The sequence below is a fragment of the Sphingomonas sp. M6A6_1c genome (assembly GCF_053345135.1).
Window position 1 is genome coordinate 585,726 of record NZ_JBKEZO010000002.1, and the last position, 18,541, is coordinate 604,266.

At 69.5% G+C, this 18,541-nt stretch carries 20 protein-coding genes; 14 read left to right on the forward strand and 6 right to left on the reverse strand.

The genetic code is table 11. The annotated features are described in order from the left end of the window. Positions 1–124: 124 nt before the first annotated feature. Genes ACLBWH_RS05910 through ACLBWH_RS05920 form a run of 3 tightly spaced genes read left to right on the forward strand, consistent with a single transcriptional unit; the run spans position 125 to position 2,708 of the window. Positions 125–988, forward strand: a complete 864-nt coding sequence (locus ACLBWH_RS05910) for a hypothetical protein (protein WP_322848097.1) — start codon at positions 125–127, stop codon at positions 986–988. Beyond that, on the forward strand, positions 985–1,512 hold the full coding sequence (locus ACLBWH_RS05915; RefSeq protein WP_447797425.1) for a DUF2141 domain-containing protein: 528 nt from the start codon (positions 985–987) through the stop codon (positions 1,510–1,512). The genes ACLBWH_RS05910 and ACLBWH_RS05915 overlap by 4 nt, the downstream gene beginning before the upstream one ends. Further along, positions 1,512–2,708, forward strand: a complete 1,197-nt coding sequence (locus ACLBWH_RS05920; protein ID WP_447797427.1) for a glycosyltransferase — start codon at positions 1,512–1,514, stop codon at positions 2,706–2,708. The genes ACLBWH_RS05915 and ACLBWH_RS05920 overlap by 1 nt, the downstream gene beginning before the upstream one ends. A 40-nt stretch (positions 2,709–2,748) precedes the next feature. On the opposite strand, the gene ACLBWH_RS05925 is transcribed toward ACLBWH_RS05920, so the two are convergent. The 3 genes from ACLBWH_RS05925 to ubiG form a co-directional block, all read right to left on the reverse strand. Next, complete coding sequence (locus ACLBWH_RS05925; protein ID WP_447797429.1) at positions 2,749–3,468, reverse strand: DUF2334 domain-containing protein; 720 nt, start codon at positions 3,466–3,468, stop codon at positions 2,749–2,751. Next, positions 3,465–4,895: a hypothetical protein gene (locus tag ACLBWH_RS05930; RefSeq protein ID WP_447797430.1), complete on the reverse strand. Its 1,431-nt coding sequence runs from the start codon at positions 4,893–4,895 to the stop codon at positions 3,465–3,467. Before ACLBWH_RS05930 ends, ACLBWH_RS05925 begins: the two co-directional genes overlap by 4 nt. A gap of 215 nt (positions 4,896–5,110) precedes the next feature. Further along, a complete protein-coding gene (gene ubiG / locus ACLBWH_RS05935; protein WP_447797432.1) occupies positions 5,111–5,836 on the reverse strand; it encodes a bifunctional 2-polyprenyl-6-hydroxyphenol methylase/3-demethylubiquinol 3-O-methyltransferase UbiG in 726 nt (241 codons plus the stop codon). A gap of 52 nt (positions 5,837–5,888) precedes the next feature. Here ubiG and ACLBWH_RS05940 point away from each other — a divergent pair, with 52 nt between their 5' ends. From ACLBWH_RS05940 to ACLBWH_RS05990, 11 genes are all read left to right on the forward strand, one after another. Next, complete coding sequence (locus ACLBWH_RS05940) at positions 5,889–7,163, forward strand: aspartate kinase (protein ID WP_322848091.1); 1,275 nt, start codon at positions 5,889–5,891, stop codon at positions 7,161–7,163. Beyond that, the gene (locus ACLBWH_RS05945) at positions 7,160–8,179 is read left to right on the forward strand and encodes an NAD(P)H-dependent flavin oxidoreductase (RefSeq protein WP_322848090.1); all 1,020 of its coding nucleotides are present in this window, start codon (positions 7,160–7,162) and stop codon (positions 8,177–8,179) included. Before ACLBWH_RS05940 ends, ACLBWH_RS05945 begins: the two co-directional genes overlap by 4 nt. 211 nt (positions 8,180–8,390) lie before the next feature. Then, positions 8,391–9,146: a hypothetical protein gene (locus ACLBWH_RS05950; protein ID WP_322848089.1), complete on the forward strand. Its 756-nt coding sequence runs from the start codon at positions 8,391–8,393 to the stop codon at positions 9,144–9,146. A 51-nt stretch (positions 9,147–9,197) separates the two neighbouring features. Beyond that, positions 9,198–9,656: a YbgC/FadM family acyl-CoA thioesterase gene (locus ACLBWH_RS05955; protein ID WP_447797434.1), complete on the forward strand. Its 459-nt coding sequence runs from the start codon at positions 9,198–9,200 to the stop codon at positions 9,654–9,656. Beyond that, positions 9,653–10,345 (forward strand): protein TolQ, encoded by a 693-nt coding sequence (gene tolQ, locus ACLBWH_RS05960; RefSeq protein ID WP_322848087.1) that lies wholly within the window; start codon positions 9,653–9,655, stop codon positions 10,343–10,345. The genes ACLBWH_RS05955 and tolQ overlap by 4 nt, the downstream gene beginning before the upstream one ends. A gap of 151 nt (positions 10,346–10,496) precedes the next feature. Beyond that, positions 10,497–10,949, forward strand: a complete 453-nt coding sequence (gene tolR, locus ACLBWH_RS05965; protein WP_322848086.1) for a protein TolR — start codon at positions 10,497–10,499, stop codon at positions 10,947–10,949. Further along, positions 10,949–11,971 carry a cell envelope biogenesis protein TolA gene (locus tag ACLBWH_RS05970; protein ID WP_322848085.1) on the forward strand — a complete coding sequence of 341 codons (1,023 nt, stop codon included), beginning with the start codon at positions 10,949–10,951 and terminating at the stop codon, positions 11,969–11,971. The genes tolR and ACLBWH_RS05970 overlap by 1 nt, the downstream gene beginning before the upstream one ends. A gap of 211 nt (positions 11,972–12,182) precedes the next feature. Continuing rightward, on the forward strand, positions 12,183–13,559 hold the full coding sequence (gene tolB, locus ACLBWH_RS05975; protein ID WP_447797437.1) for a Tol-Pal system beta propeller repeat protein TolB: 1,377 nt from the start codon (positions 12,183–12,185) through the stop codon (positions 13,557–13,559). Positions 13,560–13,606: 47 nt separating this feature from the next. Beyond that, positions 13,607–14,131: a peptidoglycan-associated lipoprotein Pal gene (gene pal, locus ACLBWH_RS05980; RefSeq protein ID WP_322848083.1), complete on the forward strand. Its 525-nt coding sequence runs from the start codon at positions 13,607–13,609 to the stop codon at positions 14,129–14,131. A 124-nt stretch (positions 14,132–14,255) separates the two neighbouring features. Further along, the gene (locus tag ACLBWH_RS05985; RefSeq protein ID WP_447797503.1) at positions 14,256–15,152 is read left to right on the forward strand and encodes an SPFH domain-containing protein; all 897 of its coding nucleotides are present in this window, start codon (positions 14,256–14,258) and stop codon (positions 15,150–15,152) included. A 17-nt stretch (positions 15,153–15,169) separates the two neighbouring features. Further along, entirely contained in the window at positions 15,170–15,373 is a 204-nt protein-coding gene (locus ACLBWH_RS05990; RefSeq protein ID WP_322848081.1) for a toxin-antitoxin system HicB family antitoxin, read from the forward strand. Between the two features lie 114 nt (positions 15,374–15,487). Here the strand turns inward: ACLBWH_RS05990 and ACLBWH_RS05995 are convergent, their stop codons facing one another. The 3 genes from ACLBWH_RS05995 to ACLBWH_RS06005 are packed head-to-tail and all read right to left on the reverse strand — an operon-like array spanning position 15,488 to position 18,480. Continuing rightward, positions 15,488–16,348: a S1/P1 nuclease gene (locus ACLBWH_RS05995; RefSeq protein WP_447797439.1), complete on the reverse strand. Its 861-nt coding sequence runs from the start codon at positions 16,346–16,348 to the stop codon at positions 15,488–15,490. A gap of 48 nt (positions 16,349–16,396) precedes the next feature. Beyond that, positions 16,397–17,326 (reverse strand): isoaspartyl peptidase/L-asparaginase family protein, encoded by a 930-nt coding sequence (locus ACLBWH_RS06000; RefSeq protein ID WP_447797441.1) that lies wholly within the window; start codon positions 17,324–17,326, stop codon positions 16,397–16,399. Beyond that, entirely contained in the window at positions 17,323–18,480 is a 1,158-nt protein-coding gene (locus tag ACLBWH_RS06005) for an acyltransferase family protein (RefSeq protein ID WP_447797443.1), read from the reverse strand. The genes ACLBWH_RS06000 and ACLBWH_RS06005 overlap by 4 nt, the downstream gene beginning before the upstream one ends. Between the last annotated feature and the right edge of the window lie 61 nt (positions 18,481–18,541).

Sequence of the window (18,541 nt, forward strand, 5' to 3'; positions counted from 1 at the left end):
GGTCGATATGGCTAAGCGACCCCATCGTCATCGTTCGGATCAACGGGTGCAGATCGATCACAGTGCAGGCCGTCCTCTCGTCGAGATCGTGCCGCCCTCCCCCGACATCGCGGGACTCCAACCCTTGAAAACCATCAAGAGCCGCTGGCCTGCGATCATCGGCGCGTTGGTGACGTTGGCGATGCTCGCCGGCCTCGCGCACGAGCTGCTGAGTTCGGGACTTGCCGGGCTGGACCGGGCGACGCCGCGCAACCCCTTGTTCTACATCGCCTTCGCCGCGCTCTATTTCGTGCCGCCGCTGGCCGATTACTGGATCTTCCGGCGGCTGTGGCACATCCCGCTCGGCGGGCTCGTCGCGCTGATCAAGAAGCGGATCGCGAACGACGTCGTCATGGGCTATTCGGGCGAAGCCTATTTCTACGCCTGGGCGCGAGCGCGCGCGCAGCTCGTCGCGGCGCCGTTCGGCGCGGTCAAGGACGTGTCGATTCTGTCGGCGATTGCCGGCAATGCGGTGACGCTGGCGATGATCGCGGTGGCGCTGCCGGTCGGGCGCGAGCTGATCCCGCCCGAGATGATGCGCTACGTCTACGGCTCGCTGGCGGTGATCTTCGGCACTTCGCTGCCGTTCCTGATCTTCTCGCGCAAGGTGTTCTCGCTGCCGCGGCGCGAATTGTGGGCGATCTTCGGCATCCACTGCCTGCGGCTGATCCTCGGCGGCTTCTTCCTCGCGCTCGCCTGGGCGCTGGCGATGCCGAGCGTCGCGATCGGCACGTGGCTGTTCCTGTCGGCGGGGCGGATGCTCTTCTCGCGCCTGCCGCTGCTGCCCAACAAGGATCTGCTGTTCGCCAATTTCGCGATCCTGATGATCGGCGAGGACCAGGCTTTGTCCGAGCTGATCGCCTTCACCGCGGCGGCGGTGCTGCTGATCCACGCGCTGCTGATCGTCGCCTTCGGCATCCATCACCTGCTGACGAGGACGCCGTCATGACTCCTTCGGCGATCCTCGCCGCGCTGCTGCCCGTGGCCTTGCTGATCGCGGTGCCGGCCGGGGCGCAGGTGCTCGGTAGCGACGCGGCGGCGTGCAACCCCGGCGGCGGGCCGGCGATCCTCGCGCAGATCGCCGGGCTCAAGGATCGCAAGGGGCGGATCAAGCTGGAGCTGTATCCCGCCAACGAGACCGATTTCCTCGCCGACGATTCGGTGCTGCTCGCCGCGGGCAAGACGTTCCGCCGGGTGTGGACGGCGATCCCGGCGAGCGGCCAGGTGCAGGTGTGCATCCGCGTGCCGCGTCCCGGCCGCTATGCGCTGTTCGTCACGCACGATCGCGACGGCAAGAACAAGTTCAATTTCTTCGCCGACGGCGCCGGCTTCCCCGGTCCCGGCAAGATCGGCATGTCGCGGCCCAAGGTCGAGCGCGCGCTTGTCGACGTCGGCACCGCCACCGCCGAACGTACCGTCCAGATGCAATATCTGCACGGCCTCGGCGGCTTCTCGCCGACCAAGGACGAGTGATGCGGATCGTCGACGTCAACGAGATTTACTCGCCGACTGGCGGCGGCGTGCGCACCTATATCGATCGCAAGATCGAGGTGCTGGCGAACATGGGCCATGAGCTGATCGTGCTCGCCCCGGGCCGTGAGGACCGGATCGAGGAGCGGCCCGGCGGCGGCGCGGTCCATTACATCAAGGCGCCGGGCATGCCGTTCGACGCCAATTACGGCCTGTTCTGGGATGCCGAACCGATCCACCGCCGGCTCGACGCGCTCGACCCCGACGTGGTCGAGAATTGCTCGCCGTGGAAATCGGCGTGGATCGTCGCGCAATGGCGGGGTGGGGGGAAAAGGCGCGCGCTGCGCTCCTATTTCATGCACAACGACAATCTGGAGGCCTATCCGAAGCGCTGGTTCAAGCCGGTCGCCTCGGCACCGCGGATCGAGCGCGCCTTTTCGTGGTACGACCGCTACCTCAACCACTGTCTCAATCAATATGACACGGTGGTCACCAACGGCCCGTCGCTGACCAAGCAACTGGCGGCGCGCGGCATCCGCGTCGATGCGACGATGCCGCTCGGCATCGAGCGCGCGCATTTCTCGCCAGACCTGCGCGACGAGACGCTGCGCGCCGCGCTGCTGCGCCAATGCGGCCTGCCGCCCGAAGCGCAATTGCTGCTCGGCGTCGGCCGCCATCATCCCGAAAAGCGCTGGCCGACGGTGATCGACGCGGTGCAGCGGATCGGGACGCAGGCGCCGGTGGGGCTCGTCATCCTCGGCCAGGGGATGGATACCAAAACGCTCGAACGGCATATCGGCGCCAATCCGCACATCCGCCTGTTCCGTCCGGTCTACGACCGGCGGCGGCTGGCGACGATCATGGCGAGCGCCGACATCTATATCCACGGCTGCGGCACCGAGACGTTCGGGTTGGTCCCCGCCGAGGCGCTGGCGAGCGGCACGCCGCTGATCGTGCCGGACGGCGGCGGCACCGCGGAGATCGCCGATCCGCTGTTCGCCGAAGTCTATGCGCAGCGCGACGCGCACAGCTGCGCCGACGCGATCCAGCGGATGCTGTCGCGCGACCGCGCGATCGTGCGGCGCGCCGCGCGCGTGGCGTCCGCGAAGGTCCGCAACGACGAGGAACATGCCGCCGATCTGGTGGCGCATTACGCCGCCGCGATCGCGGCGCGAGACGGGGTGCGGAAGCGGGCGTGACCTTATTCCTCCCCCGCAGCGCGAGGGAGGAATTGGCTCGCTACCCCGCCAGTTCCGCATAGGCTGCGGGGCGATGCCGCCCGAACGCGGCGAAGGTCGTCGTGATGCTGTCCAGCAGCGCCGGCACGGTCGTATCGCCGGGATGGACCGCGATCCGCACGTTGCGCGTCGGCTGCAACACGTGGCGCAGCGCCCCCGCCGCGGCGAGCGAACTCAGCTGCCGCATCCGCGTCCGGCTCGCCCAGGTGATCACCGGCCCGCGTGCGACGACGCCGCCGCCCGGCCGCCACACCCGCGCGTGATCCTCGGCGAGCGCGAAGCCGGCGTCGGCGAGCGCCGCGCGCGCGCCTTCCGAATAGAGCCACGCCGGCGCGATGAACCCCGTCGCCGCGCGCCCGGTGATATCCTCGACCAACGCCTTGCCGCGCCGCATCCGCGCCAGCGCCTCGGCGTGGCTGAGGCCGAGGAACTCGCCCTCGCCGGCGGTCATGTGTTTGGCCTTGAGCGCCGCGGCGCGGCCGGCATGCGCGCTGTCGTCGCGATGCGTCCAGCCGTGGACGAACATCTCGACGCCCTCGTCCGCCCAGCCGCGCAGCCGGCCGGCGAAGGCGGGGGTGATCGGCGCGCTCGACCAGTGATCGGGGACGACGAGCATCGCCAGCCGCCGCCCGACATGCGGGGCGAGATGGTCGAGCAGGCGGTCAACCTCGCCCTCGAACCGGGGCGAGACGTCGTGGATGGAGGCGAACAGGCGTTTCATCGCGCGCGATGATAGACGCGCAGGAGCTCGTTGCCCATCGGTAGCGTCGCGGTCAGCCGGTAATCGCGCGCCATCGCCGCGGTAACGATCGCATGCGCGGCGGGGCGTTCGCCGCGATATTGCGGACGGATCACGACTGCCTCCGGCCCGGCGGCGAGGATGCGGCGGATTTCGCTGTCCTGATCGACCCCGGTCGCCCCCGCCTCGCGGAAGCGGATCAGATGCGAGGGCACGAGATAGCGCGACAGCGCGCAGCGCCCGGTCGCGCTGTAGAGCATGTCGGTGCCCGAATAGACGTACAGGCACCCCGAGCCGTGGCCGACCGCCTGCGCCAGCGCGGCGAGTTCGCCGGCATCGCCGCGGCCGGCGCGTTGGACGATCAGCACGATCTGGCCGGCGAGCGCGGCGGTGAGCAGCAGCGCGGGGGTGCGCCAGCGCTGCCAGGCGGTGGTACCGAGCATGCCGGCGGCGGCGGCGCAGGCGGGGAGCAGGACGGGCAAGGCGTAATGATCGAACCACGGCCGGAAGATCGCGACGCTGCCGATCGACACCGCCAGCCAGAGCGCGACGAAACGCCGCGCGCGCCGCTGTGCGCGATCGCCGCGGCCGCGCCAGAGCGCGAGGATCGCCAGCGTCGCGATCGGCGAGACGATCAGGATCATCTCGCCGATATTGCCGGCAAGCTCCGACAGGGGATCGGGATTGCGGTGGAAGATCGACAGGAAATTGGCGAAGACGAAGGCGTCCCACTGGCCGACCGCGGCATAATAGCCCGCGGCAAGCGCGGTCGGCAGCAGCGCGACGACGACCAGCGCCGCGCCATAGCCGATCACCCGCAGCGGCCGGCGCGTCGCGTGCCAGTGATCGGCGAGCAGCCACAGGCCGAAGAAGATGCCTTCGAACACCACCGAATATTTGATCTGCAAGGCGATTCCGACCAGCGCCATGACGAGCAGCCCGCGGCCTGCGCGCTGCGGCGCGGGGCGCAGGACGAGCAGCGCGGCGGCGAGCATCAGCAGATTGTAGAAGACCGGCGACTGGCCGCTCTGCCCGCCGAGCAGGTCGAGCCAGAGGATATAAGCGAGCGCGCCCGCGGGCGCCCCCGCGCCGAAGCCGAGCCGCTCGGCGAGCCGCGCGATCCACCAGGCGGTGGCGACGGTGCCGGCGAGGGCGAGCAACTGATAGCCCCAGATGCCGGCGGGGAAGCCGAGCGCGGCGGGGACGGCGTAGAGCAGGAACAACCCGATCGGTTTGCGATCCCAGACGTCGACGAAGGGCAGCGCGCCCTGCCACATCCGGTGCGCGGTGACGAAATAGAATTCCTCGTCGACATGGACGATCGGATTGCCGAACGTCAGCGCCCGCGCCGCGATCGCGACGAGCAGGAGGATCGGCAGCCGCAGCCGCGGGTTGGCGAGGAGATGCATCGCGCCGGGCGGTAGCGGCGCCCGGGTGGGTTGGGAAGGCGGCCTGGGTTCCCCCCCTTGCGGTCGGGGCTGTCGCCTATGATGGGTTGTTGGATCGGACGTGGTTCCAAATCCACTCCGTCACCCCGGCCTTGCGCCGGGGTCCCGCTTCTTCGGATGGCGCGACGAAGCGGGATGCCGGATCACGTCCGGCATGACGAGGAATTCGAGTGCCGTTAGACGCGTTTCGCCGTCACGAAATAATCGAGCTGCGTCGAATTGCTCAGCACGAAGCCGGTCGCCGGTGAGAAGCCGAGCCCCTGTACGTCGGTCACCTTCAGTCCGGCGCGCTCCAGCAGGTCGGTGAGCTCCTCGGGGGTGAGGAACTTGTCCCAATCGTGCGTGCCGTGCGGGATGCGGCCGGTGCCTTCCGCCAGCGTGATCAGCGCCAGCCGCGACAGCGGCGTGCGGTTGGGCGTCGACAGCACCAGCAGGCCGCCGTCGGCGAGCGACTCCGCCAGACCGCGCACGAAGCCGGCGGGATCGGCAACATGCTCGATCACCTCGAGGCTGGTGACGAGGTCGAAGCGGCCGGTCATCGCCTCGACGCCGACCGCGCGATAGTCGATGGCCAGCCCCGCCTGCGCGGCATGCGCCTGCGCTACCGCGACATTCTCCGCCGCCGCATCGATCCCGGTCACCGCCGCGCCGAGCCGGGCGAGCGGCTCGCACAACAGCCCCGCGCCGCAGCCGACATCGAGCGCGGTCTTGCCGGCGAGCGGCGTGAAGCTGGTGTCGTCGCCGTCCCAATGCAGGTCGATGCGGCCCCGAATATAGCCCAGCCGGACCGGATTGAGCTTGTGCAGCATCGCCGAAGAGCCCTTCGGATCCCACCAGTCCTTCGCCATCGCACCAAAGTGTTGCGCCTCGCGCGGGTCGATCGTGCTGCTTGCCATCATCATGGCCGCTACCTATCAGGGCGGCCCCTTTACCCCAAGGAGTTTGGCGACGCAGATGGCACGCATCGTGATGAAGTTCGGCGGCACGTCGATGGCCGGGATCGAGCGCATCCGGAGCGTCGCCGCGCGCGTCAAACGCGAGGTGGAGGCGGGCAATCAGGTCGCGGTGGTCGTCTCGGCGATGGCGGGCGAGACCGACCGGCTGGTCGGCTTCTGCCGCGAGGCCTCGTCGCTCTACGATCCGCGCGAATATGACGTCGTCGTCGCCGCGGGCGAACAGATCACCAGCGGGCTGCTTGCGATCGCCTTGCAGGCGGCGGGCGTGCCGGCGCGTTCGTGGCTCGGCTGGCAATTGCCGATCCATACCGACGATGCGCACGCCAAGGCGCGGATCGGCACCATCGAGGTCGAAGCGCTCAACGCCAGCATGGCGGCGGGCGAGGTTGCGGTGATCCCCGGCTTCCAGGGCGTGTCGGACGACGGGCGCGTCACCACGCTGGGCCGCGGCGGTTCGGACACGTCGGCGGTGGCGGTGGCGGCGGCGATGAAGGCCGATCGCTGCGACATCTATACCGACGTCGACGGCGTCTATACGACCGACCCGCGGATCGTGCCGCGCGCGCGCAAGCTCAACAAGGTGACGTACGAAGAGATGCTGGAACTCGCCAGCGTCGGCGCGAAGGTGTTGCAGACCCGCTCGGTCGGCCTCGCGATGAAGGAACAGGTCCGCGTGCAGGTGCTCTCGTCCTTCACCGGACCCGATGCGCCGATGGCGGATACGCTGCCCGGTACGATGATCGTGGGCGAAGACGAAATTGGAAAGGATACCGGGGACGTGGAACGCCAGCTCATCACGGGGATCGCGCACGACAAGAACGAGGCGAAGATCACGCTGACCAGCGTTCCCGACCAGCCGGGTGCGGTGTCCGCGATCTTCGAACCGCTCGCCGCGGCGAACATCAACGTCGATATGATCATCCAGAATATCGCGCACAATCACGGCTCTACCGACGTCACCTTCACCGTGCCGTCGGCCGACCTCGCGCGCTCGCTGGAGGCGCTAAACCAGGCGCGTGCGGCGATCGGCTTCGCCGAGCTGGTCCACGACACGCGCGTCGCCAAGGTCTCGGTGGTCGGCGTCGGCATGCGCAGCCACGCCGGCGTCGCCAGCACGATGTTCACCACGCTCGGCAAGCGCGGCATCAACATCCAGGCGATCTCGACCAGCGAGATCAAGGTCAGCGTGCTGATCCACGAGGACGAGACCGAACTCGCCGTCCGCATGCTCCACACCGCCTACGGCCTCGACGCCGCGGACGCCGCGGCATGACCGTCGGACAGGAGCGCCTGCAGCGCCGCATGGCGCGCGGCGCCGCCTTCCTCGGCGCGGACGTCGCGATCATGGCGGGCGCGATGTCGTGGGTGTCGGAGCGCAACCTCGTCTCGGCGATGTCGAACGCCGGCGGCTTCGGCGTGATCGCCTGCGGCGCGATGACGCCCGACCTGCTCGATGCCGAGATCGCCGCGACCAAGGCGCTGACCGACAAGCCGTTCGGCGTGAACCTCATCACCATGCATCCGGCGCTGTTCGACCTGATCGCGGTCTGCACCAGGCATGAGGTCGGCCATGTCGTGCTCGCCGGCGGCCTGCCGCCCAAGGGCTCGCTCGAGGCGATCAAGGCGGGCGGCGCCAAGGTGATCTGCTTCGCGCCGACGCTGGCGCTCGCCAAGAAGCTGATCCGCTCGGGCGTCGACGCGCTGGTGATCGAGGGGATGGAGGCGGGCGGCCATATCGGCCCGGTCTCGACCAGCGTACTCGCGCAGGAGATGCTGCCCGAGATCGCCGAATCGGTGCCGGTGTTCGTCGCCGGCGGCATCGGCCGGGGCGAGGCGATCGCCGGTTATCTCGACATGGGCGCGGCGGGCGTCCAGCTCGGCACGCGTTTCGTCTGCGCGACCGAATCGATCGCGCACGCCAATTTCAAGAAGGCGTTCATCCGCGCCTCGGCGCGCGATGCGGTGGCGAGCGTGCAGCTCGACCCGCGTCTGCCGGTGATCCCGGTGCGCGCGCTCAAGAACGCCGGCGGCGAATTGTTCACCGCCAAGCAGCGCGAGGTGGCGCTGAGCCTCGACGAGGGCGCGGTGGCGATGGGCGAGGCGCAATTGCAGATCGAACATTATTGGGCTGGCGCGCTGCGCCGCGCGGTGGTCGACGGCGACGTCGAGCACGGCTCGGTGATGGCCGGCCAGTCGGTCGGCATGGTGACGAAGGAAGAACCGATCGCCGAGATCATCGGCGCGCTGGTCGCCGAGGCGGCGGCGGCGCTGGAGAAAAGGGCGGGGTAAACGCATATTCCTCCCCGGCACGGGGAGGTGGCGCCGCGAAGCGGTGACGGAGGGGGCTTTCCACAAGCGCGGCGGTCGCGGCCACCCCCCTCCACCAGCTACGCTGGTCCCCCTCCCCGTGCCGGGGAGGAATTGTTCTTCGCTTACCCCGCGTTAACCATTTCCGCCGCAGAGTCGCACCGGCCGGGGGGCAGGGAAGGACGATCTGGCGATGCGCAATACCATAGCTCTCACTGCCGTCGGTCTCGCGCTGCTCGCCGGTTGCGCGATCAAGCCGAAGACGGTGGCGGTCGCACCGCCGCCGCCGACCGCAGCACCCGCGCCGGTCGCGCTGGCGATGCCGAAGGGCGCCTATGTCGGGATGCAGATCCCGGCGTTGATGGGCGACGGCCGCTACGCGACGCCCAACCGCAACCTGTCCGCCGACGGTGCCGTCTGGCATCTGCGCGCCGCGCTCAACGTCGCCGCGCTCGCCTGTCGCGGGCCGGACGAGGCGGCGATCATCGCCGGCTACAATGCGCTGATCGCGCGGCAGAAGACGCTGCTCAACGGCGCGCAGACGCGGCTCACCGCCGAATATAAGGCGGCGGGCGGTGACTGGCAGGATCGCTACGACGACCAGATGACGCGGCTCTACAATTTCTTCTCGCAGAGCCAGGCGCGCGAGCCGTTCTGCAACGCCGCGGCGGCGACGCTCGCCGACAGCACGACGGTCGACGCCGCCGGCCTGCCCGCCTTCGCACAGGGGCGGCTGGCGGTGCTGGAGAAGCCGTTCACCGATTTCTATGCCGCCTATGACGCGTGGCGTGCCGAACGCGCCGCCGCGACCCGCATGGCGTCGGCGAATACGACGCCGCCGCGCGCGCTGGTGGTGCAGGCGGTGCCCGCCGCCGCGCCGCCGCCACGCCCGCGGCTCGAACTCGACCCCAGCGTCTTCGCCGAGACCGGCGCCGCCGTCACCCACTGAGACCATCGACAGGGTTCCCCCTGCGCGCAGGTTCGGTTAACGCCGGCCGTGATGAGGGACGAGGACCAGCCGCAGGCAGGACGCTTCTTGGGAGCCGAGCATCGCTTCGCGGTGCGCGTCTACTTCGAGGACACCGACCTGTCCGGCGTCGTCTACCACGCCAATTATCTGCGCTATATGGAGCGCGCACGTTCCGACATGCTGCGCCTCGCCGGCATCGACCAGCGCGCCACGCACGAGGCGGGCGAGGGCGCCTATGCGGTCGCCGATCTGGCCGTCCGCTATCGCGCGCCGGCGCGGCTCGACGATGCGTTGCTCGTCGTCAGCCGGGTGATGCAGGTGCGCGCCGCCGGCGTCGTCATTCATCACACAGTCAGGCGCGGTTCGCTTGTCTTGGCGGAGGCCGAGGTCACGGTGGCGCTGGTCGCGCCGTCGGGGCGGCCGAAGCGTCAACCGGCCGCCTGGACGGATATCTACCAAAGCCTGATCTGGCAGGGGACCAATTCATGAATCCGGTGTTCAACATGGATGCGGCGACGCTGTCGCCCGTCGCGCTCTTCCTCCAGGCCGATCTCGTGGTGAAGTTCGTGATGGCCGGGCTGCTGCTCGCCAGCATCTGGACCTGGGCGCTGATCATCGCCTTCTGGCGGCGGCTCGGCCGCATCCGCAAGGGCATGGCCGGGTTCGAACGCGATTTCTGGAAGGCGGAGGATATCGACGCGTTCTACAAGGCGGAGGCGGACAAGGACCTGCCCTCGGCGCGGGTGTTCGTCGCCGGCGTCAAGGAATGGCGCCGCTCGACCGCGGGCGGCGCGATCGACAAGGGCGGCACGCGCGAGCGGCTGGCGACGGCGATGGGCGCGGCGGCGGCGCTGGAGATCGACAATATCTCCGACCGGCTCAACATCCTCGCGACGATCGGCTCGGTGGCGCCGTTCGTCGGGCTGTTCGGTACGGTCTGGGGCATCATGCGCAGTTTCACGGGCATCGCGCAGGCGCAGAATTCCTCGCTGGCGGTGGTCGCGCCGGGCATCGCGGAGGCGCTGTTCGCGACCGCGATCGGCCTGTTCGCGGCGATCCCCGCGGTGATCGCCTACAATCGCTTCAGCCACGGCGTGAACCGCATCGAGGCGGCGCTGAACCGTTTCGCGGACGGCTTCCACACGACGCTGTCGCGCCAGCTGGACAGCGGCCGATGAGCGCGGCGAACGCATTCCTCCCCGGCACGGGGAGGTGGCGCCGCGGAGCGGTGACGGAGGGGGGGCTCCCCGAGCGGTGCGCTGCGGGGAAGCCCCCCTCCACCACGCCGCGATGCGGCGCGGTCCCCCTCCCCGTACCGGGGAGGAATCGATGAGCATGAATCTCCCCTCCAACCGGGGTCGCGGGCGGCGTGCGCCGGTGGCGGACATCAACGTCACGCCGCTGGTCGACGTGATGCTGGTGCTGCTGATCATCTTCATGGTCACCGCGCCGCTGCTCACCGCGGGCGTGCCGGTCAATCTGCCCGACAGCCGCGCCAAGGCGCTCGATCAGGACCAGAAGCCGGTGCAGCTCTCGCTCGACGCGAGCGGCAAGCTCTTCCTCGACGACGAGGAGATCGGCGAGGCGGCGCTGCCGCAGCGGCTCGAACAGATCGCCGCGGTGCAGGCGGGCGGGCAGCCGCCGCAGATCTTCCTGCGCGCCGACCGCGCGCTCGATTACGGGCGGGTGATGCGGGTGATGGGCGAACTCAACCGCGCCGGGCTCAACCGCGTCTCGCTGCTGACCGTCGAAGGCGCCGGCGCGGGCGGAAGCGCGCGCTGATGGATCGCGCGGAGAAGGTCGGACTGGGCGTCGCGGTCGTCGGGCATATCGTGCTCTTCGGCCTGCTGTCGGTCGGCTTCCTCGCGACTCCCAATCCGCAGAAGCTCGCGCAGACCCCGATGGAGGTCAGCCTGGTCAAGGACGTCGCGCTCGAGGCGACCGCGCCGCAGGCGGTGACGCCGCCGGCGCAGTCGGTCGCGCCCGAGGAAGGCGAACCGGAAGACGCCGCGCCGCCGCCCGAGCCCGCCGCCGAACCGGCGCCCGAGCCCGAACCCGCGCCGCCGGCACCGCAGCCCAAGCCCGCACCTGCCAAGCCGACCCCGCTCAAGCCCGCGCCGCCGAAGCCGGCCCCCGCGCCGGCGCCCAAGCCCGCGCCGGTCAAGCCGCAGCCCAGGCCGAAGCCGGCGGCGGAAGCCCCGGCCAAGCCGTCGCCCAAACCCGCCCCCGCGAAACAGCCGGCCAAGCCCGCGCCCGCCGCGCCCGCCAAGACCGCGAGCAAGGCGCCGTCCGCGCCGGCGAAGACTACGGGCAAGCCGTCGAGCGCGTCCAAGCCGGCGGCGGCGAAGGGATCGGGCAGCAGCGAGACCGCGAAGACCGCCAAGCCGCGCGGCTCGCGCCTCGGCTCGGACTTCCTTGCCGGGCTGACCAGCGATCCCTCGCCGAGCAAATCGACCGCGCCGCGCGCCGCCAAGATCGACGGCCGCGCGATGGCCTCGATCGTCCAGGCGATCGCGCGCCAGATCCAGCCCTGCGCCGACCGGCAGGTCAATCCGGGGCCGGGCGCGAACGAGATCGTCACGACGCTCAACCTGCGCCTCAACGAGGACGGCACGCTCGCCGCGACGCCGCGGATGGTCCGCCAGTCGGGCGTCACCGACGAGAACGAACGCTACAAGCAGCGCGTCGTCGATCTCGGCGTGGCGGCGTTCAAGGGCTGCGCGCCGCTCAAATTGCCGGCCGAATATTATTCGACCCCGTCGGGCGGGTGGAACAACATCAACTTCCAGTGGAAGCTGCAGTGATGGCTATCCTCGCTCGTGCGGAGCCTGTCGAAGCACCGGCGCGCCATTGCACCCGTGCTCATGGGGGACACTTTCTTCGACCGGCTGCGGGCGAACGGAGGTCGAGGATCGGCACCGTCGCCCCGCCACCCGTCACCCCGGAACAAGTCCGGAGTGACGGCAAGTTTGTGCTAAGCGGTATCCATATCGCTGACGAAAAGGGTTTGAGGTCATGATCCGGTCGTTGCTCATCGCGCTCAGCGTCACCACCGCCGTCCCGGCGCTCGCGCAGGATGCGCCCGCACCCGCGTCGCAGCAGCAGCCGGCGGCCCCCGCCGGACAGGAGGCCGCGCCGCTCGAAGTATCCGTCACCGGCGGCGTCTCCGCGCCGATGCCGATCGCGATCCCGGCGATGCCGACCGCGCAGGTCGTCTCGACCCCGGCGGGACCGACCGACGTGCTCGGCCGCCAGATGGCCGACATCATCGCCAACGACCTCAAGAATTCCGGCCTGTTCACGCCGCTCGGCGCCGGCCAGCTCCGCCCCGTCGGCTTTCAGGAGGTCAACGCCCCCGCCTTCGATTATTGGGGCGGCACCGGTGCGCAGGCCTTGGTGCAGGGCTTCGTCCGCGCCACCGGCGACGGTAATCTGACGATCGGCTGCTATCTCTACGACGTCTCGTCCAAGGTCGAGCTGACCCGCTCGGGCTTCGTCGTGTCGCCGTCCGACTGGCGCCGCGCCGGGCACAAATGCGCCGACATGGTCTATGCGCGGCTAACCGGCGAAGGCCCGTATTTCGACAGCCGCGTCGTCTACGTCTCGGAAACCGGGCCGAAGGGCAAGCGCATCAAGCGCCTCGCGATCATGGATCAGGACGGCGCCAACCACCGCTTCCTGACCAACGGCCAGTCGATCGTGCTGACGCCGCGCTTCGCGCCGAACCAGCAGTCGATCGTCTATATGAGCTACGAGAACGACAAGCCGTCGATCTACGTCTACGATCTCGGCTCGGGCCGGCCGCGCCGCGTCGTCCAGAATGCCGCGCTGACCTTCGCGCCGCGCTTCTCGCCCGACGGCCGCTGGATCCTGTTCTCGATGGCGCAGGGCGGCAACACCGACATCTACCGCGTCTCCGCGCAGGGCGGCACGCCGCAGCGGCTGACCAGCTCGCCCGGCATCGACACCGGCGGCAGCTATTCGCCCGACGGCGCGCGCATCGTCTTCGAGAGCGATCGCTCGGGCGGCCAGCAGATCTACGTCATGAACGCCGACGGCTCGGGCCAGCAGCGGATCAGCTTCGGCGGCGGCCGCTATGCGACGCCGGTGTGGAGCCCGCGCGGCGACCTCATCGCCTTCACCAAATTGGGTGGCGCGTTCCGCATCGGTACGATGTCGCCCTCGGGCGGCGCCGAGAAAATCCTCACCGGCGGGCAGGACGAGGGGCCGAGCTGGTCGCCCAACGGCCGCGTCATCACCTTCTACCGCAGCGGCCAGGGCAGCGGCGGCAAGGCCGATCTGTGGATGGTCGACCTCACCGGGCAGGTCGAGCGCAAGATCCCGACGCCGCTCGACGGCTCGGATCCGGCATGGGGACCGCTGCGGCCGTAACGCACGGGTTTCGGGGCGAAACGAACTTACTCACGGGAGATACGACGATGGCCAAACTGACCACCACGCTACTGACCGCAGCCGCGCTCGCCTCGCTCGGCGCCTGCGCGCACAAGCCCAAGCAGCTGCCGCCGCCGCCAGTCGACAGCAACGCCGGCCTCAACACGCCGCCGCCCGCCACCGCCGGCAACGGCGACGGCGCGATCACGCCGGGCTCGGACGCCGACTTCCGCCGGTCGGTCAGCTCGAACACCGTCCTGTTCGGCCTCGACCAGAGCGACATCGATGCGGAGGCGCGCGCGATCCTCGACAGCCAGGCGACGTGGCTGCAGCGCTATCCGCAGGTCCGCGCGACGGTCGAAGGCCATGCGGACGAGCGCGGCACCCGCGAATACAATCTCGCGCTGGGCGACCGGCGTGCGAATGCCGCGAAGAACTATCTCGTCGCCAAGGGCATCGACCCCTCGCGCCTGACCACGATCAGCTACGGCAAGGAACGCCCGGTCGCGCTGGGTTCGGACGAGGCGAGCTGGGCGCAGAACCGCCGCTCGGTGACGGTGGTGCTGAACTAGGCCACATCCGTCATCCCGGCATCTGCCGGGATGACGGTCGGGGGCGATCCGCGTGACCCCTTCAAATCCCTTGCATCGTCTGAAATCCGATATAAATGTGATATCACATTAAATGGAGGACAGGGTGGTGGAACAGGGGAGTCTCACACGGTCACAGGAACGCCGCGCGCATACGACGAGCGGCTATCCGATGCTCGCCATTGGGGCGGTGCTGGTGGTGATCGGCGCCGTCGCGATCTGGCGACTGGCGAACGACCTCGCGGCGCCGATCCTTGCGGTGGTACCGCTTGCCTGCGCAGTCGGTGCGGCGTTCATCGCTGCGGGCTTCTACATGCTGCAACCCAATCAGGCGGCGGCGGTCACCCTGTTCGGCAGCTATACCGGTACCGATCGCGTATCGGGCCTGCGCTGGGTGCTGCCCTGGTTGATGCGGCGCACGATTTCGGTGCGCGCCAACAACGTCATTTCCGACAAGATCAAGGTCAACGACCTGCGGGGCAATCCGATCGAGATGGCGGCGCAGGTCGTCTGGCGCGTCACCGATACCGCGCAGGCGCTGTTCGACGTCGATGATTACAAGGCGTTCGTGATGGTTCAGATCGAGGCGGCGGTGCGGACGATCGGCTCGCGCTACCCTTATGACGATTACGAGCATCAGGAGGTGACGCTGCGCGGCAATCACGATCAGGTCGGCGCCGAGCTGCGCACCGAGTTGATCGCGCGGCTGCTGGTGGCGGGGATCACCGTCGACGAATGCGGCTTCACGCACCTCGCCTATGCGCAGGAGATCGCGGGCGCGATGCTGCGCCGGCAACAGGCGCAGGCGGTGGTCGCGGCGCGCACGACGCTGGTCGAGGGCGCGGTCGGGATGGTCGAGCTGGCGCTGGCGCAATTATCGGCGAAGAACGTCGTCGAACTCGACGACGAGCGACGCGCGGCGATGGTATCGAACCTGATGGTGGTGCTGTGCGGCGAGCGCGACACGCAGCCCGTGGTCAACGCCGGCTCGCTGTACCAATAGCGACCGGCGGCGAACGTATGGCGGCACCCCCCAAAAAGGCGTTTCCCTTGCGCCTCGATCCCGCGCTCTATGCAGCGATCGAGCGGGCGGCGGCGGGCGACCTGCGCAGCGTCAATGCGCAGGTCGAATGCCTGCTGCGGGAGGCGCTGGCGAAACGCGGGGTGAAACTCGATGCGCCCGAACCGGTGAAACGCGGCCGGCCGCCGAAGGACACGAGTTAATTCCTTCTCCCTTGCGGGGCAGGGCTATCGCATATGGCTGCGGTAGGCTTGGACGACGACGGGCTCGCACGAGCGTCCATATGCGAGAGCCCTCCCTTGCGGAGGAGGATCTGCTCAGCCCAGCGCCTGATCGAGCAGCTTCGCCAGCCGCAGGCCGCCGCGTTCCACTTCCAGCCGGGCGACGGGGACGATCTGTTCGATCGTCGCCTCGTCGAGCGTCACCTTCGCGGGCGACGGCGCGCAGGGATCGCCTTGCAGGGCGGACGTGTAGACGACGTCGTGCGCGACCTGCCACGATTCGCGGCTCCAGTCGGTCACCGTCCCCGCCGCGATCCGCCGCTTTTCCGCCGCGGGATAGCGCCGCACCAGCGACGGCCCACTGGTGATCGCGCGCTCGGCGAGCGTGCCGTCCCACACCGAATGGAGGTTGAACCGCTTGGGGCCGTAGCTGCCATAGACCGCGGCGACGTCGTTGCCGCCCTTGTCGTTCTTCTCGCCGGCGTGCAGCGGCTGGTGCAGGTCGCCGACGAAATGGATCAGGAACACCAGCGCCTGCGCGCGTTCCTTCGCGGGCGCACGCTTGTTCTTGAGGATGGCGACGTCGCGGGTGATCTGCGCGGAGACGCAATTGCCGTCCTTGCACGCCTCTTCCAGCGTGAACGGCTGGCAGATGTTCACGTCCTGGAAGTGCCAATTGTACGCGTAGCCGAAGCGCGACTTGCCGTCGGGCCCCTTGAGCGGCTTGATGCAATCGGCCCAAGTGCTCGCGCCCTCGATCGTCGTCGCCGGGCATTCGGGCGTGTCGAGCCGCGGCGTCTCGGCGAGCAATCTGCGGATCGCCGCCTGCGTGTGCGGCGTGACATTGGCGTAAGCGATCCTGGCGATCGTCTGATGCCCGAACTCCCAATAGGCCTGCGCCGGCGCGGCGAACAGCAAGGCCGGCAGCGCGGCGGCGACAAAAGGAAGGATTTTCATGGAGCTGGCCCTTAGCGTCTCACCGCGCCCGCTCCAATGAAAAGCCCGTCATTCGTCGCCGTAGACCGCCACCTCGCGCAGGCCCGCCGCGGTCGCGCGGGCGCGGTACATGCCCGGCGTGGTGAAGCTCCACACCGCCTCGCCGCCCGGTGCGGTGACGATGACGCCGCCGGTGCCGCCGAGCGCGCGCACCTCCGCCATCACCGCGTCGGCGGCGGCCTGCGGCGTCTCGCCCGACAGGCGGATGCGCGCGCCGATCTCGTGGCCGACGCCGGCGCGGATGAAGAATTCGCCCGAGCCGGTGCAGGAGATCGCCGCGGAGCGATCGTCGGCATAGGTGCCCGCGCCGATCAGCGGCGAATCGCCGATCCGGCCCCAGCGCTTGCCGGTGACGCCGCCGGTCGAGGTCGCCGCGGCGAGATGCCCCGCCATATCGCGCGCCACCGCGCCGACGGTGCCGTATTTCATGTCGATGTCGAAGGCGTCGGCATTGCGTGCGAGCAATTCGTCGAGCTGGCGGCGGCGTTCGTCGGTGGCGAACCATGCCGGGTCTTCCTCCGCGATCCCCTGGTCGCGCGCGAAGCGTTCGGCGCCGTCGCCGCTGAGCAGCACGTGCGGGCTCGCCTCCATCACGCGGCGGGCGAGGCCGACCGGCGAGCGCGTCGCGGTGAGGCCCGCCACCCCGCCGGCGGCGCGGGTGCGGCCGTCCATGATCGCCGCGTCGAGCTCGATCGTGCCTTCGCGGGTGAAGGCGGCGCCGCGGCCGGCGTTGAAATGCGGGTCTTCCTCCAGCACGCGCACCGCCGCCTCGACCGCGTCGAGCGCGCCGCCGCCGGCGGACAGGATGGCGCCGCCGGTGTCGAGCGCGAGCGCGAGCGCGGCACGGACGCCGCGGTCCTGCGCCGCGGTGAGGCGATGGCGCTCGATCGATCCGGCGCCGCCGTGGAGGACGAGCGACCAGTCGGGCGTATCGGTCATGATGCAGCCTTATGTGTGGGATGGGGCAGGGGCCGCAGCCCGATCAACGGCCGCAGCGGCGCGATCCGCCGCCCGACCAGATAGAAAGCGAGGCAGCCGAGGATCGTCGCGGCAATCAGCAGCGCGAACTCGACGCCGCCGGACAGGCCGGCCGGGATCAGCCAATACGCGACGACGACGATGATCGTCTGGTGGACGAGGTAGAAGGGGAAGACCGCTTCGGTGAGCAGCGGGCGCCAGCGCGCATCGCGGTTCCAATGGCGTTCGGCGAAACCGACCAGCGCGAGGATCGTCCCCCATTGCTGCACCGCATGCGCCGCGCCGTAGAGCGGATAGAGCCATCGCGGCGCATCGCCGTTCAGCCCCAGCTCGACCGCGAGGATGAAGCCATAGCCGAGCACGCCCATCGCCGCGCCGGTCCAGCGCCAGCGCACGCAGGCCGCGAGCACCGGCGCCGATCCCGCCAGCGCGAAGCCGAACAGGAAGGCGGGCAGATAGATGAGGTGCGCCATCGCATCGGTGAACGGGTTCTGCGTCTCATAGCCCATCGGGAACCACCAGCCGTGGATGCACACCAGCCACAAGGTCGGCACGACCGGCAGCATCGGCCCGGCGAACAGCCGGTCGAACGTCGCCTGCGCGCCGCGCCAGCGGACCAGCGGCACCAGCAACGCGAGCACGACGGTATAGAGCCACAGGTACAGCACGAACCACAGATGGTTGAGCGCCGGCAGCACGATCCCGCCGAGCGTGCCGAAGCGGAAGTAGTCATGTGTCCAGAAGGTGAGGAAGCCGCCGGCATAGCCATGCTGCGTGACCAGTTCGACCCAGGATTGCGGCGGCACCACCAAGGCGACGCCGAAGGCGAGCGGCACGAGCAGCCGCAGCGTCCGCTGGCGCAGGAAGCCGCCGACCCCCGGCGCGCGGGTCAGCAGCGCGCGGCTCGCATAGCCCGAGACGACGAACAACAGGCTGAGCCGCCACGCATTGACCGCGAGCATCGGCAGCACCGCCCAGGCGGCGCCATGCACGCTCTTGGCGTGGAAGCCCCACGGCACGAAGACCATGCCGACGTGATAGACAATCAGGATCGCGAAGGCGGCGACGCGCAGCCAGTCGAGGCCGTAATGGCGGGGGATCAGGTCGCGCGGCATCGTAAGTGGATATCGCCCTACACCAGCGCCTTTGAACCGCAACCCGGCTGCTGTATATAGG